10 protein-coding genes are annotated in these 14,579 nt (G+C 68.3%); 1 reads left to right on the top strand and 9 read right to left on the bottom strand.

All coding sequences use genetic code 11. The features are described from left to right. Positions 1-27: 27 nt before the first annotated feature. The 6 genes from trxB to QFZ58_RS18525 all read right to left on the bottom strand — a co-directional run bounded on the left by trxB (position 28) and on the right by QFZ58_RS18525 (position 9,560). On the bottom strand, positions 28-999 hold the full coding sequence (gene trxB, locus QFZ58_RS18550) for a thioredoxin-disulfide reductase (RefSeq protein ID WP_307126012.1): 972 nt from the start codon (positions 997-999) through the stop codon (positions 28-30). Between the two features lie 126 nt (positions 1,000-1,125). Continuing rightward, positions 1,126-2,031, bottom strand: coding sequence for a hypothetical protein (locus QFZ58_RS18545; RefSeq protein ID WP_307126011.1), 906 nt, complete (start codon positions 2,029-2,031; stop codon positions 1,126-1,128). Next, the gene (sigM, locus tag QFZ58_RS18540; RefSeq protein ID WP_307126010.1) at positions 2,028-2,723 is read right to left on the bottom strand and encodes an RNA polymerase sigma factor SigM; all 696 of its coding nucleotides are present in this window, start codon (positions 2,721-2,723) and stop codon (positions 2,028-2,030) included. Before sigM ends, QFZ58_RS18545 begins: the two co-directional genes overlap by 4 nt. A gap of 463 nt (positions 2,724-3,186) precedes the next feature. Next, on the bottom strand, positions 3,187-4,896 hold the full coding sequence (locus QFZ58_RS18535; protein ID WP_307126009.1) for a protein kinase family protein: 1,710 nt from the start codon (positions 4,894-4,896) through the stop codon (positions 3,187-3,189). 157 nt (positions 4,897-5,053) lie between these two features. Continuing rightward, entirely contained in the window at positions 5,054-7,213 is a 2,160-nt protein-coding gene (murJ, locus tag QFZ58_RS18530; protein ID WP_307126008.1) for a murein biosynthesis integral membrane protein MurJ, read from the bottom strand. A gap of 49 nt (positions 7,214-7,262) precedes the next feature. After that, positions 7,263-9,560 (bottom strand): DUF6049 family protein, encoded by a 2,298-nt coding sequence (locus QFZ58_RS18525; RefSeq protein WP_307126007.1) that lies wholly within the window; start codon positions 9,558-9,560, stop codon positions 7,263-7,265. Between the two features lie 180 nt (positions 9,561-9,740). Here QFZ58_RS18525 and QFZ58_RS18520 point away from each other — a divergent pair, with 180 nt between their 5' ends. Further along, positions 9,741-11,183, top strand: coding sequence for a CCA tRNA nucleotidyltransferase (locus tag QFZ58_RS18520; RefSeq protein ID WP_307126006.1), 1,443 nt, complete (start codon positions 9,741-9,743; stop codon positions 11,181-11,183). Positions 11,184-11,278: 95 nt separating this feature from the next. Here QFZ58_RS18520 and QFZ58_RS18515 read toward each other — a convergent pair whose 3' ends face one another. The 3 genes from QFZ58_RS18515 to QFZ58_RS18505 all read right to left on the bottom strand — a co-directional run bounded on the left by QFZ58_RS18515 (position 11,279) and on the right by QFZ58_RS18505 (position 14,536). Beyond that, complete coding sequence (locus QFZ58_RS18515; RefSeq protein WP_307126005.1) at positions 11,279-12,568, bottom strand: MFS transporter; 1,290 nt, start codon at positions 12,566-12,568, stop codon at positions 11,279-11,281. 122 nt (positions 12,569-12,690) lie between these two features. Beyond that, positions 12,691-13,773, bottom strand: a complete 1,083-nt coding sequence (locus QFZ58_RS18510; protein WP_307126004.1) for an inositol-3-phosphate synthase — start codon at positions 13,771-13,773, stop codon at positions 12,691-12,693. Positions 13,774-13,834: 61 nt separating this feature from the next. After that, positions 13,835-14,536, bottom strand: a complete 702-nt coding sequence (locus tag QFZ58_RS18505; RefSeq protein ID WP_307126003.1) for a PadR family transcriptional regulator — start codon at positions 14,534-14,536, stop codon at positions 13,835-13,837. Positions 14,537-14,579: the final 43 nt, after the last annotated feature.

Raw genomic sequence — 14,579 nt, 5'->3', positions numbered from 1 at the left:
TTACGTGGGGTGTGGAGGGGGAGAAAGTCAGACTGCCGGGGTCTTCTCCGGCTCGGCGAGCTTCTCGTCGGAGAGCGCGGCCAGGAAGCGCTCCGCATCGAGGGCTGCGGAGCAGCCGGTCCCGGCAGCGGTGATCGCCTGCCGGTAGGTGTGGTCGACGACGTCGCCGGCGCCGAAGACGCCCGTGAGGTTGGTGCGCGTCGAAGGGGCGTCGACCTTGAGGTAACCCTCGTCGTCGAGGTCCAGCTGCCCCTTGAAGAGTTCGGTACGGGGGTCGTGGCCGACGGCGATGAACAGACCGGTCACCGGCAGCTCGGACGTCTCGCCCGTCTTGGTGTTGCGAAGAGTCAGGCCGGAGAGCTTCTGGTCACCGTGGACGACGGCGACCTCGCTGTCCCAGGCGAACTTGATCTTCGGATCGGCGAAGGCGCGGTCCTGCATGGCCTTGGAGGCGCGCAGGGAGTCGCGGCGGTGGACGATCGTGACCGACTTGGCGAACCGGGACAGGAAGGTCGCCTCCTCCATGGCAGTGTCGCCACCACCGATCACAGCGATGTCCTGGTCCTTGAAGAAGAAGCCGTCGCAGGTGGCACACCAGGAGACACCCCGGCCGGAGAGAGCGTCCTCGTTCGGCAGTCCGAGCTTGCGGTGCTGCGATCCCGTGGTGACGATGACTGCCTTGGCGCGGTGCACCGTGCCTGCCGTGTCCGTGACGGTCTTGATCTCGCCGGTGAGGTCGACGGAGACCACATCGTCGGGGATGAGGTCGGCGCCGAAGCGCTCGGCCTGGGCGCGCATGTTGTCCATGAGCTCAGGGCCCATGATTCCGTTCTGGAAGCCCGGGAAGTTCTCCACGTCGGTGGTGTTCATCAGAGCACCGCCTGCGGTGACGGCGCCTTCGAACACCAGCGGCTTCAGCGACGCGCGAGCGGTGTACAGGGCGGCGGTGTAACCGGCCGGCCCGGAGCCGATGATGATCACATTACGGACGTCGCTCACGGGTTCTTCCTCGTCTCTGCAGACTGCCTACTACCTACTGGGGCCGGTTCCACGACTCTCACCCCACCCAACGGATCCTACGGGGCGCGCATTCCCGAAGTACCGGATCGGATCCGGGGGTGCTTCTCAGGGACGCGTGTACGAGTGGGTGAGCAGCAGGTGCCCCCTGGCCGCGGGCCCGGAGTCCACGCAGGCAGCATCGACGACATAGGCCTGTACGCGGCTCGAGTCGGTCGCGTGGGGCAGGACGACGAGGAAGGCGGCCGATCCTTCGTAGCTGCCCTCTTCGATGGCCAGGGCCGGGGTGTCGCGTCCGGTGCCCTGTTGGACGCAGGGGGGTACGACCACCACGGGAGTGCGCAGGGGGAGGCTGGGGGATGAGGTCTGCGGGGACAGGTTCTGCGGAGACGATTTGGTGTTGAGGGGCTTCGCCGATGTGGTGGCGCTCTCGCCGGTGTCGCTCAGCAGGGAGTGGACCTGGCTCTCGAGCGTGCCCTCCGCGAAGTCGTGCCTCCCTTCCGTTGCGGCACTGACGCCTTGATCGGCCTTCATGCCGGCCGACTCCTGTGAGGGCTGTATCGACTGCAGCATGAAGACGCTCATGCCGACGACGGCCGCTCCGAGGGCAGTGCCAAGGACTACCGTGCGACGGCGGCGCCGAGCCGGACGCCGTCCGGGTCCGGTGGCGCCTCGCGGGTGCCCCAGAGGGCGCGCGGGGGCCGTGCCGTCCGAAGACTGATCGTGTGTTTCACGTGAAACATGATCTGCCGCAGGCGAGGGATCGGGGAGCGCCTCGGCCGCCAGGGCGGTGTCGATGCGCTCGGCGATGTCGTCGGGCATGTGCTCCTGCAGAGGCAGACTGCCGAGGAGCGAGCGGATCTCCTCGAGGGAGGCGTGGATGTCGCCACACGGCGCGCAGGCGTCGATATGGAGACGGAGTGCTTCCGCCCGGGCAGAGGAGAGGAGCCCTGCGGTGAGATCGGAAATCTCCTCGACGTCCGGGTGCTGAGCCGTGTCGGCCGTGGATGTCATGCGAGCCCACCTCCACCCTTTACCGCAGCAGGATCGCTTGCGCCTGCATCCCTTGGTCCTGACGCAGGTGGGACGGATGTCCCGTGCGTCCGGTTCCTTTCCACCCGGCTGCTCTCGCCGTCCGCGTTGTTGCGTAGATGGGTGAGCAGAGGAAGCAGTCTGGCTCTACCCCGCGCACAGCGGCTCTTCACCGTGCCGGTCGGAACGTCGAGAAGGCGAGCAGCCTCCGCGACGGGGTAGGCCTGCATGTCCACGAGGACGAGTGCGGCTCGCTGCTCCGCGGGCAGGGTGGCCAGCGCAGCGAGGAGTTCGCGATGCAGGTCCTGTCGCTCGGCGGGAGCCTCGGCGGATTCGTGTGGCTCCAGAAGCTGATCGAGTCGCTCGGTGTCGTCCACAGGCGAGGTCTTGCGTGAGGCGGCCTTACGGACCCGGTCCAGGCACGCGTTGACGGTGATGCGGTGCAGCCAGGTGGTGACGGCGGACTGTCCGCGGAAGGTGTGGGCGGCCCGGAAGGCGGAGACAAGGGCGTCCTGAACGGCGTCGGCGGCTTCCTCGCGATCGCCGAGGGTGCGGATCGCGACGGCCCAGAGCCGGTCCCGGTGCCGCCGCACGAGTTCGCCGAACGCGTCCGGATCGCCGGCGACGTGTTGGGCCAGAAGCTCCTGATCGCTGGGTGGGTCGGATTGACTCACGGTCGCCCTCCCCTTCTTGTACGGCGGGATCAGTCTGTGCGTGAGCAGCGGCACTTCTCGTCGATCTTGCTGCGCGTGGGCGGGCCACGCGTAATCGATCACGGACGGGGCGACCTGGCCGGAGTGCCGGTCTGTCTGTCACGGTTGGAACGAGGAAGGGCCTGAAGAGGAAGAAGCCTAGCTGGAAGAAGGCGGGAGCCATGAGTATCTCAGGCGCAACGATTCCTGGTGCAGGCGTAGTTGGCCGATTGGCCACGGCACATGCCCCTGCGCTCCGTCCGGCAGCAGGATCGAGAGGGTGAGCGTCCACACCGGCTGGATCGACCTCTGCGCATGGCGCTTCGGCGGACGTAGGGGCACCGTCGGGACGGACAGCCACCGGGGCCACCGCGGCTGGAAGTGTTCGCAGGCGGGCGGGACGCGGAACGGGCCGGTGAGGAGCGTTTCCCACGGGCCCGTTCGGTCAGCCGAGTACAGAGATCTCCGAGATGCCGCCACGGAAACCATATGAGCCGTCAGGAGGCAGTTCCGTGATGCGGACCAGGATGTAGCGGGTCCGTACCGGCTTGGTGAGCGTCTTCCGTATGGTGCTTCCCGTCGTCTCGAGGTTCGTGAGGCGATGCGGGAAGTCGGCCAGGGACGAGGGGGCGGAAGCACCTTCGCCGGCCGCGAGCACTTCGGCCTTCTGCTGACCTTGGTACATCGCGACGTCGATGCCGGCGACGTCCTGCACGCTGCCGAGATCAACGATTATGCCGCTGCCCTCCTTGCGGTTCGGGAGGTTGCCGAAGTTGGCGTAACCCACGTACCGGGGAGTGATCCAAGCGGTGTCCGACGTGCCGTCGATGGCGTTCGGAACGTCCTGCACTTTGATACCGGAACCGCTGGGAGCGAACTCCCTCGCGTCGACGATGCGCAGATCCTTGAGCTGGACCGGAGCCTTGTCGTCGCCCTCGGAACCCCGGTTGTGCGTCGTGGTCGGCTCCGTGGTGTCGTTCTCCCGGTTGAGCACGGTCTCTGCCAGTTGCCAGCTGCCGAGCCCGAGAGCGGCGATGAGAAGCGCGGCCACGGCCCACTTGAGCGCCTTGCCGGTACGGCTCTGGAGAGGGGGCGGAGGAGCGACCACGGGCTGGGTCGCGGCGACCGCGGCCGGCGGGCGACCGTAGGTGCCCTGCTGGTAGGTCGTCCGCTGGTATTCGGGCGGGGCGGTGAAGGCAGGCTCGGGGGGAAGGACGCGAGGCATGGCGGCGACGGCCTTCGCCAGCTCGTCCGGCGTCGTGCAGGGCTGTTCCTGCCGTGACGCGGTGGCTCCGTCGTTGGCGAGGGCCCGCATGGCGAGCTCCGAAAGGCCTCGGTGGACCCCGGCCCTCACCTGGTCCGGGGGGATCAGCCCCAGGTCCTTGGGCAGCCCGGACAGGCCGTAGGCATCGCTTTCATAGGGCCAGCGCCGGGTCAGGGCGGCGTAGAGGAGCGCGCCGATGGCCTCGGTGTCCGTACGCAGCGGCTGGTCCGCGGTGATGCCGCGCAACGCGGCGTTCACAGCGAGGCCCCGGATCCTGTACTGCCCGGTCGAACTGCGCAGCACCGCACCCGGGGTGAGTCGCAGGTGCGCGAGACCCTCCCGGTGAGCGGCAGCCATGGCCTGGGACACCTGGCTCACCAGCTGGTAGGCGTCGTGCGCTTCCATTGGGCCGGCCGCGAGCAGGGCGGTGAGCTCCGTCGCGTCCGGGAGCCACTCGTGCACGACGTAGACGAGGTCGTCCTCCTCCACCGCGTCCAGGACCTGGACGAAGCGCGGGTCCCCCAGGAGCGCGGAGGAGCGGGCGGCCGCCAGCACCGAGCGGGCGCGCGGGTGGTCGGCGGGAAGCAGGTGGACACCCACCGCACGACGCAGCTTCTCGTCGACCGCACGCCAGCTGCTGAATCCGTCCAGACGGGTGACGCATTCCTCGAGACGGTAGCGTCCGGCCAGTTTGTGACCACTGTGCAGGTCGGGAGTCGCCGGGACGGGCTCCTTGCCTGCCTGCCCGCCGTCCGCGCCCTCCGGGCCGGCGTTCTCCGGGTCCCCGGCCTGTGACGTCCCGTCGGTCGAGGCCTCGTCCGCCTCGGCGGGCGGCGGCTCGTCGCCGCCGTTGTCGGCCACATCCACAGCAGCCGTGCTACGTTCCGCCACCGTCGTTCCTGCCTCCCCATCCGTTGCGCGATGCCAGCCAGCCAGCTCTGCACAGTCACGCCAATTGTGCCCATACTCCGGCGCTATGCACGACACGCGGTGCCCAGCGTTGGTTGTGCGGACCGGTGCGCCTTCACGACCTCACCACGTGGGGCCGTCAGCGTCCGAGCCGCCCCCGGACCATGCCGACCATGCTGTTGAGTTCTTCGATACGCATCTTCCGGGCAGCCACGAAGAAGACGCCCAGCAGGACCACACTGCCGCAGACGAGGGAGACCACCGACCCGCCGGCCCCGTCGCCGAGTGTCCGGAGAAGGGCGTAGCCCACGGCGCCACCCAGGACCGCCGCAGGGATCGCGGCCATGCAGAGCCGGGCGTAGGTGCGCACCACACGGGAGCCGTCGAGGTCCCCTCCGAGCCGGTTGCGCAGACGCCGCCAGGCGATCCCCACGCCGACCGCGTAGGCCAGCCCGTAGGAGGCGGCCATGCCGACGACCGCCCACTGCGCCGGAAGGACGACGTAGCAGAGAGCGGACGCCGCAGCGTTGACGGCCGCCACGATGACGGTGTTGTAGAACGGGGTGCGGGTGTCCTCGTACGCGTAGAAGCCGCGCAGCACGACGTACTGCACGGAGTACGGGATGAGGCCCAGGCCGAACGCCATCAGGATGAAGCCCATGGACCGGGCGGCTTCCGTGCCGCTCGACGCGTACAGCAGGGTGCACATCGGCAGACCGAGCGCCAGGAATGTGAAGGCTACGGGCACGATCGCCACCGCGGAATTGCGCAGACCCTGTGAGATGTCGTCGCGGACGGCTCCGGGGTCGTTGTCATGTGCTGCGCGGGAGATGCGCGGCAGCAGCGCGGCCATGACGGAGACGGTGATGATCGCCTGGGGCATTCCCCAGATCAGCTGGGCATTGGAGTAGGCGAGGAACCCGGTGCCGTCCATGCCGGACAGCTTGCCCGCGGAGGTCGCGAGCTGCGTCACGACGATGACGCCCGCCTGGTTGGCGAGGACGAAGAGAACGGTCCACTTGGCAAGCTTGATCGTCTTGCCGAGGCCGTGGCCCTTCCAGTCGAAGCGGGGACGGAAGCGGAACCCGGCCTCGCGCAGATACGGGATCATGGCCAGGGCCTGGACGACCAGGCCGAGAAGCGTTCCGATGCCCAGGAGCCGGACGCCGTCCGGCGGAATCGTCTCGACGCCCATCCGGGATTCCGCGGACGTGCCGTAGACCCAGATGAACAGGCCGAACGTGACGATCATGACGATGTTGTTGAGGACCGGCGTCCACATCATCGCGCCGAATTTCCCGCGCGCGTTGAGGATCTGCCCCATGACCACGTGGATGCCCATGAAGAAGATGGTCGGGAGGCAGTAGCGGGCGAAGGTGACGGCGACGCTGTTGGCCGCCGCGTCGTTCGCGATCGTCGGCGACATCATGTGGATGAGCCACGGCGCGGCGAGGACGGCGAGGGCGACGATCGCCCCGAGCGTGACCATCACCAGGGTCAGCAGACGGTTGGCATACGCCTCACCGCCGTCCTGGTCGTCCTTCATGGAGCGGACCAGTTGGGGCACGAAGACCGAGTTCAGCCCACCACCGACGGTGAGGATGTAGATCATCGTCGGCAGCGTGTAGGCGATGGTGAAACTGTCGCCGAGCAGCGCCGCACCGAGAGCTGCGGTGATCACCAGGCTGCGGACGAAGCCGGTGAGCCTGGAGACCAGGGTGCCGGCGGCCATCAGCGCACTCGACTTCAGTATCCCCGCCGCGCGGCCGCCGGACTTCGGCGGAACAGGTGCCGGAGCCGCTTCCGGCTCGGCCGGCGGGCCGGGAGGCCGCCCGGAGCCCTCCTGGTCGCGGAAGAGGTGGGCGAAGGCGTCCGGCTCCTCGCGGTCGTCGGCAGCCTGCGTGACCAGGTCGTCGACCCCGACGTACTGGGTGGTCGCCGGGTTGTCTCCGTACGGCAGGTGCCGCGAGGGGCCTGCGGGCTCCGGTGGCGGCGTCTGGGCCCAGATGCGGGGGTCGGGGGCGTACTGGGCCGCGGGGGGCTGCTGGTAGAGCGCCTGTGGCTCCTGGTAGGTGCCGGGCGGCGGTGGCGGGTGGGAGGCGCGGTCGTAGAGTGCCTCGGCCACCGGATCCTGCGCGGTGAGGTCCTGAGCCCGGTACGGATCGTGGTCGTAGGCGTGCTGGAGGTACGGGTCGGGGGTCATCCCCTCCTCCCCGGATCCGGGTGACGCCGGCGGACCGCCGGAAGACCCTGCTCCGCCCGCGCCCTGGCCGCGGTCACCGTCGTACGGCGCGTTCATCGAAACCCCACCTCATCGTCCCCGGCCGACCGGCCTCGACACACATCGCTCAACGGTCCACTTTCTCACCCGGGCCCGACGGGTTCCCGCTTTCCGGACCGGTGTCCGGCGTCGGGTCACTCGGCTGCTCGGGTTCACCGCCGTTGTTCTCCACTGCTCCGCCGGCGACGGTGCGCCTTCGGTGGGTGTACATCCTGATGCCGGCCAGGACCAGCAGCAGCAGGCCTCCGGCGATCACCAGAAGCACCGTGGGTGTGACTTCTGAGACCTTCACGGTGAAGGTCATCTCCTCGCCGTACGGCGTTCCGTCCTCGGTGAAGAGGCGCGCGGTGACCTGCGCCTGGCCGTTGGCGTTGGCCGAGGCGTCGAACTTCACCGACTGGCTGTGCCCGCCGGCGATCCTGACCGGTTGTTCGGCCACGGCCCCGCCGTCGTTGAGCTTGAGCCGTGTGGCGTTGCCCGACGTCAGGCGGAGCACGAGATGGTCGACACCCTGCACCAGCTTGTTCTGCACGGTCACGGGGATCGTCGCGCTGCGCCCGGACAGGGTGACGTCGGACTTCGAGATGAGCTGCACCTCGTTGGTCAGACTCTGCAGGTAGGTGCGGACGGCATCGCGGTATCGCTGGGCCTCCAGGGCGCTGCCGCGCCAGGACGTCGACATCGAGCGGTTGATCGCATTGCCGAACGGGGTCACCACACGGTCGGGCTGGGTGAGGATGACCTGGAAGCTGTTGAGCGATTCCTGCGTCGTCCTGATGTCCTGGAAGGCCTGGGTGGGCAGCTCCTGGCTGCGCAGCTTCTTCGGGTACCGGGAGGCCCGCGGCACCTTCGTCGTGGCTCGTGCGTCCGGCTTCTTCCCGGCAGCGGCCACCAGGTCGAGGGGCTGCGTCCAGTGTTCGTCGGTCAGTGCCCGCACGGCGCGCGCCATGGCCTGGGCCTGGGAGGCCGTGGGAGTCCGCTGAGGGGCGACGACGACGCTGCGCTCGCGGTCGGGCGCCTGCTCGGTCAACGCCAGCGTATGGGCGAGAAACTTCTGGACGGCCAGCGTCGAGTTGCCCGTCGTGGACAGGTCGCCCTCGAAGGCGGTGGAGAGCCTGTAGTCGGAGACGACGGCGGTGGTGCCCCCGCCGATCGGCCGGGCCGCTGTCGGGGTGTAGGGCAGGCCACCGGTTTCTTCGAAGCTGTCGCTGCGGGCGATCACCGTGTGGGCACCGGCCGAGGTGGCCACATCGACGACGGAGGGATCAACGGCACCGTTCACAGGCCAGGCGAAGTCGGTGGACGGCTTCACATGGAGGACGGTCTCCACCGTCAACCCGGCCGCCTCCGTCGCCGTCTGCAGATGACCGAGCGTGCCCGACACGTTCTTGCCGCGGTGCGCGATGGAAGCGAGGTCGGGATCGGCGAACGGGAGGGCCACCACCGTGCCGTCCTTCACCGCTGCTTCCAGCGTGGTGAGCCACTGCTTGGCGATGGCCTGGTTCGTCCCCGCGACGGTGGTGTCACCGACCTTGACGCGGTAGTTCCTGGTCATCGCGTCGGCCGCTGCCAGCAGACCAGGATCGATCACCCAGGTCACGGGCAGCTGACGGCCGAGAGAGACCATCTGCTCCAGCCGTCCTCCCGGGGCGAGGTCGAGCGCGAGCTCGTCGTCGGCGAAGACGGGGGTCTGCTGCTCGTCGGATCCCGTCTCCGCCGTCACATGTGCCGACGCGATCAGCGGCCAGAGGAACGTCAGTCCGGTCTTGCGCTCGGTGTCCTCGGGCTGCCAGGGAAGAAAGGTCCGCCGGATGCCCAGCACCTGGTCGTAGGCGCTGTCGGCGGTGCGGCCCGTGAGAGAGACACCTAGCTGGTAGACGCCCTCCTCGTCCAGGCCGAGCTTGTCCACCGGGACGGCGAGCGTGAAGTCCTGGCTCACGCCGGAAGCGAGTTTCGGGACCTTGAGCGTGTATGCGCCGCCGAGCTTCGCCGGGTCGCTGCCGGGCAGGTAAGCGGTCCGGTCGGCGGCCTCGTCGATGGCGGACCTGCCGGACAGCCGCGGCCCGACACGCAGGTCCACCTCGGCGTCGGTGACTGTCTTCTTGCCCTTGTTGGTCAGGGTGCCGGACACGGTGAGCGTGTCGCCCTCGACCGGTGCGCTCGGAGCGAGGGTGTCGAGGGACACGTCGACGGTGCGCGAACCGGTAGGGGCCTTGGCCGTGCCGTGGGCCTGCGCCGTCGGCGCAGCCGGGCCGGCCAGGAGGCCTGCGATCAGCGGTGCCCCGACGATCAAGGAGGCTGTGCGCCGGAGCCACCGGCGGGCAGGGGAAGGATTCATCCCCTGAAAGTCTGCCGCCTCGGCCACGCGTATCCGTCCCTCGTCGTCGTCAGCTGGTATCGGTCTTGCCGGTCTCTGCGTCCCCGCATGGTAACGATGCGCCCGGCGGCTGAGTGCCGGGGACCGTGCCACATGATCGTGAGAGTCTCGCAGGACCGGAAGAAACGATGACGCCCGGGCCGGTGGGTGCACGTACCCTTTTCTGTTGTGCCGAACGCCAACGAAGAAAGCCCCAGTGCACTGAGTCAGGTGCAGCACCGCGCAGTGAGTGAACTGCTGCGGGTGTCCCCGGTCGCCGACGACCTTGCCCGCCGGTTCGAGCAGGCCGGATTCGGCCTCGCCCTGGTCGGAGGGTCGGTCCGCGATGCGTTGCTCGGCAGGCTCGGGAACGACCTGGACTTCACCACGGACGCCCGCCCCGAAGACGTGCTCAAGATCGTCAGGCCCTGGGCCGACTCGGTCTGGGAGGTCGGGATCGCGTTCGGCACCGTCGGAGCGCAGAAGGACGGCTACCAGATCGAGGTCACGACCTACCGGTCGGAGGCGTACGACAGGACCTCGCGCAAGCCGGAGGTCTCCTACGGCGACTCGATCGAGGACGATCTCGTCCGGCGGGACTTCACCGTCAACGCCATGGCCGTCGCCCTGCCCCGGAAGGAGTTCATCGACCCGCACGGCGGGCTCGAGGACCTGGCGGAGCGTGTGCTGCGCACTCCGGGCACGCCTGAGGACTCGTTCTCCGACGATCCGCTACGGATGCTGCGTGCCGCCCGCTTCGCGGCGCAGCTCGACTTCGCGGTGGCCCCCGAGGTCGTCAGGGCGATGACGGACATGGCCGGACGGATCGAGATCGTGTCGGCCGAACGGGTCCGGGAGGAACTGAACAAGCTGCTTCTCTCCGGGCACCCCCGCAAGGGGCTCGGTCTTCTCGTCGATACGGGCCTGGCGGACCGGGTGCTGCCCGAGCTGCCTGCGCTACGGCTGGAGAGTGATGAGCATCACCGGCACAAGGACGTCTACGAGCACTCCCTGACGGTCCTGGAGCAGGCGATCGACCTGGAGGAGGACGGCCCCGACCTCGTACTGCGCCTCGCCGCCCTGCTCCATGACATCGGGAAGCCGAGGACGCGGCGCTTCGAGAAGGACGGTCGCGTCTCGTTCCACCACCACGAAGTGGTCGGCGCCAAGATGGTCAGGAAGCGCATGGCCGAGCTCAAGTACTCCAACGACATGGTCAAGGACGTGTCGAAGCTGGTGGAGCTTCATCTGCGCTTCCACGGCTACGGCGACGGGGAGTGGACCGACTCCGCGGTGCGCCGGTACGTCCGGGACGCGGGGTCCCTGCTGGAGCGGCTCCACAAGCTCACACGCTCGGACTGCACGACGCGGAACAAGCGCAAGGCGAACGCGCTCTCGCGTACGTACGACGGCCTCGAGCAGCGCATCGCGCAGTTGCAGGAGCAGGAGGAACTGGACTCGATCCGTCCTGACCTCGACGGCAACGACATCATGGAGATTCTGGGCGTCGGGCCCGGGCCGGTGATCGGTAAGGCGTACGCGTTCCTGCTGGAGCTCCGGCTGGAGCACGGCCCGATGGAACACGATGCGGCAGTCGCTGCCCTCAAGGAATGGTGGGCGACGCAGGAGTGAGGGGCCCGGCGGGCGCATGTTTCACGTGAAACATGCGCGTACGGGTCCTCACGCTGAGTTGCGAGGGGGCGTTGTTTCACGTGAAACAACGCCCCTCATCTCCCGGGCCGGAGGTTCTGTGCCGATTCGCCGACACGTCTCCAGCGGAGCATGGCCAGTGAGGCCGTGGCGTACAGGACGGCCACCGTGAGCACCACCACGACAGACCTGCCGTCCGCCGGAAGAGCGAGAGCGGCCATGGCGGCAGCGGCGACGAACGCGACGTTGAACAACACGTCGTAGAGCGAGAAGACCCTGCCGCGAAATGTGTCGTCCACGGAGGTCTGTACCTCGGTGTCGGTCGTGATCTTCGAGCCTTGTGTCACCAGCCCGAGCAGGAACGCCGCCGACAGCATCGGAACGGGGGCGAAGGTCAGTCCCAGTGCGGGTTCCAGGAGGGCCGCCGCACCCGCGCACACCGCCATCCAGCCGTAGCGGCCGAACCGTCCGATGGCCCACGGCGTGACGACGGCAGCTATGAAGAATCCGGCGGCGGACGCGCCCAGTGCCAGGCCGAGCAGCGCGAGGCCGTCGGACTCGCTGTCGGACCACGCGTAGCGGCACAACATCAGCAGCATCACGGTCAGCGCTCCGTAACAGAAGCGGATGACTGTCATGGCGGCCAGAGCGCGCGCGGCGTCCTTCCGATCCGCCAGATGGCGCAAGCCGGCGACGAGCCCTCGTGCGGTGATGGACAGCGCCTCCCGCAGGCGCACGTGTTGCTGGTCCCGGTCCGGGCCGAGGAGTTCACGCGCCAGCGTGAGGGACGCCAGCGCGGACAGCAGGTAGAGAACCGCGCCCAGGAGGACCACGGCGGCGTCGGAACCGTCCGTGAGCACTCTCATGGCCAGCGCGAGACCTCCGCCCGCAGTGGCTGCCAGCGTGCCGGCCGTCGGGGAGAGGGAGTTGGCCACGACGAGCCGGTCGCTGTCCACGACGCGGGGAAGAGCTGCCGAGAGCCCCGCCAGCACGAAGCGGTTGACGGCGGTGACGCAGAGAGCCGAGGCGTAGAACAGCCACTCGGGCACGGAGCGCAGGAGCAGGAGAGCTGTGCAGCAGGCCAGGACCGCTCGCAGGAGGTTTCCGTACAGGAACACCTGGCGGCGGGGCCAGCGGTCCAGCAGAACTCCCGCGAACGGGCCGATCAGTGAGTACGGGAGAAGCAGGACGGCCATCGCGGAGGCGATGGCAGCAGCAGTCGTCTGCTTCTCCGGCGAGAAGATGACGTACGTGGCGAGCGCTACCTGATAGACGCCGTCGGCCGACTGGGAGAGAAGCCGCACGGCGAGCAGGCGACGAAAATTCCGGAGGCGCAGGAGTACGCCAAGATCACGCACGACAGGCATGTGGGCAAGGGTCACACACACAGGGGGCCCCCGGGCGGATTGCCCAGGAACCCCCTGTGGGTGGAGGGTGAGGAGCGTTGCCGCTCCTCACCCCGGTGAGGCTGAAGCCGTGATCGGCCGGATCAGCGCTCGACGTCTCCGGCGATGAACTTCTCGACGTTCTCGCGAGCCTCGTCGTCGAAGTACTGCACCGGCGGGGACTTCATGAAGTACGAGGAGGCGGAAAGGATCGGGCCCCCGATGCCACGGTCCTTGGCGATCTTCGCGGCGCGCACGGCGTCGATGATGACACCGGCGGAGTTCGGGGAGTCCCACACCTCGAGCTTGTACTCCAGGTTCAGCGGAACGTCACCGAAGGCACGACCCTCGAGGCGCACGTAGGCCCACTTGCGGTCGTCCAGCCAGGCCACGTAGTCCGACGGCCCGATGTGGACGTTGTCCGCGCCGAGGTCACGGTCACGGATCTGCGAGGTGACGGCCTGCGTCTTGGAGATCTTCTTGGACTCCAGGCGCTCACGCTCGAGCATGTTCTTGAAGTCCATGTTGCCGCCGACGTTCAGCTGCATCGTGCGGTCGAGGACGACACCGCGGTCCTCGAAGAGCTTCGCCATCACGCGGTGCGTGATGGTGGCGCCGACCTGGGACTTGATGTCGTCACCGACGATCGGGACACCGGCCTCGGTGAACTTGTCCGCCCACTCCTTGGTGCCCGCGATGAACACGGGGAGGGCGTTGACGAAGGCGACCTTGGCGTCGATGGCGCACTGCGCGTAGAACTTCGCAGCGACCTCGGAACCGACGGGCAGGTAGCAGACGAGGACGTCGACCTGCTTGTCCTTGAGGATCTGGACGATGTCGACCGGGGCCTCGGCGGACTCCTCGATCGTCTCGCGGTAGTACTTGCCCAGGCCGTCGTGGGTGTGGCCGCGCTGAACGGTCACGCCGGTGTTCGGCACGTCGGCAATCTTGATGGTGTTGTTCTCGCTGGCGCCGATGGCGTCCGCGAGGTCGAGGCCGACCTTCTTCGCGTCGACGTCGAAGGCGGCTACGAACTCGACGTCGCTCACGTGGTACTCGCCGAACTGGACGTGCATCAGACCGGGCACCTTGCCGGCCGGATCGGCGTCCTTGTAGTACTCGACGCCCTGTACCAGTGAGGCGGCGCAGTTGCCCACGCCTACGATGGCTACGCGAACCGAACCCATGCCGATTGCTCCCTGTTGTTCTCGGTGTTCCCCGATGACGCCTCGCGGCTCTGCGGGGGTTTCACTTGGTGTCGTCGGACGGATCCGGCCGGGTGTGATCCCGGTGCCGGGGCAGGCCGCCCGTCTCTCCTGATGTGTCGTGCTGAGTGGAGCTCTCGGGCGAGGATCGTCGCTGATCCCGTCCCGACCGCTCGCTCTCGATGAGCTCGTTCAGCCAGCGCACTTCGCGCTCCACGGACTCCATGCCGTGTCGCTGCAGCTCAAGCGTGTAGTCATCGAGTCGTTCCCGGGTGCGGGTGAGGGAAGCGCTCATCTTCTCGAGGCGCTCCTCCAGCCTGCTGCGGCGGCCCTCGAGCACGCGCATACGCACCTCACGCTCCGTCTGCCCGAAGAAGGCGAAGCGAGCGGCGAAGTGCTCGTCCTCCCAGGAATCGGGGCCGGTGTGGGAGAGCAGCTCCTCGAAGTGCTCCTTCCCCTCCGCCGTCAACCGGTAGACGATCTTGGCGCGACGCCCTGCGAGTGAGGACGTGGGGGCGACCCCACGGCCGGCTGCGGGCGGAAGCGCCGGATCGCTCGCGGTCTCCTCGATCAACCAGCCGCTGGCCACCAGCGTCTTCAGGCAGGGGTAGAGGGTGCCGTAGCTGAAGGCGCGGAAGATCCCCAGCGACGTGTTGAGGCGTTTACGCAGCTCGTACCCGTGCATCGGGGACTCGCGGAGCAGGCCCAGGACGGCGAACTCGAGGATGCCGGAGCGTCTGCTCACCTTCGCCTCCTCCTTCGCCGGGTGCTTCCGCGGGGCCTACGAG

The organism is Streptomyces sp. B1I3 (assembly GCF_030816615.1).
In the GTDB taxonomy this organism is placed as follows: Bacteria; Actinomycetota; Actinomycetes; order Streptomycetales; family Streptomycetaceae; genus Streptomyces.
Note: the sequence above shows the minus strand (reverse complement) of the source record. Positions and strands in the feature narration are given on the sequence as shown.

What these genes read in the sequence shown, in the direction of transcription:
- QFZ58_RS18545 (WP_307126011.1), bottom strand. Translation starts at nt 2,031, where the DNA reads ATGACATCCACGGCCGACACGGCTCAGCACCCGGACGTCGAGGAGATT.
- QFZ58_RS18515 (WP_307126005.1), bottom strand. Translation starts at nt 12,568, where the DNA reads ATGCCTGTCGTGCGTGATCTTGGCGTACTCCTGCGCCTCCGGAATTTT.
- murJ (WP_307126008.1), bottom strand. Translation starts at nt 7,213, where the DNA reads ATGAACGCGCCGTACGACGGTGACCGCGGCCAGGGCGCGGGCGGAGCA.
- QFZ58_RS18510 (WP_307126004.1), bottom strand. Translation starts at nt 13,773, where the DNA reads ATGGGTTCGGTTCGCGTAGCCATCGTAGGCGTGGGCAACTGCGCCGCC.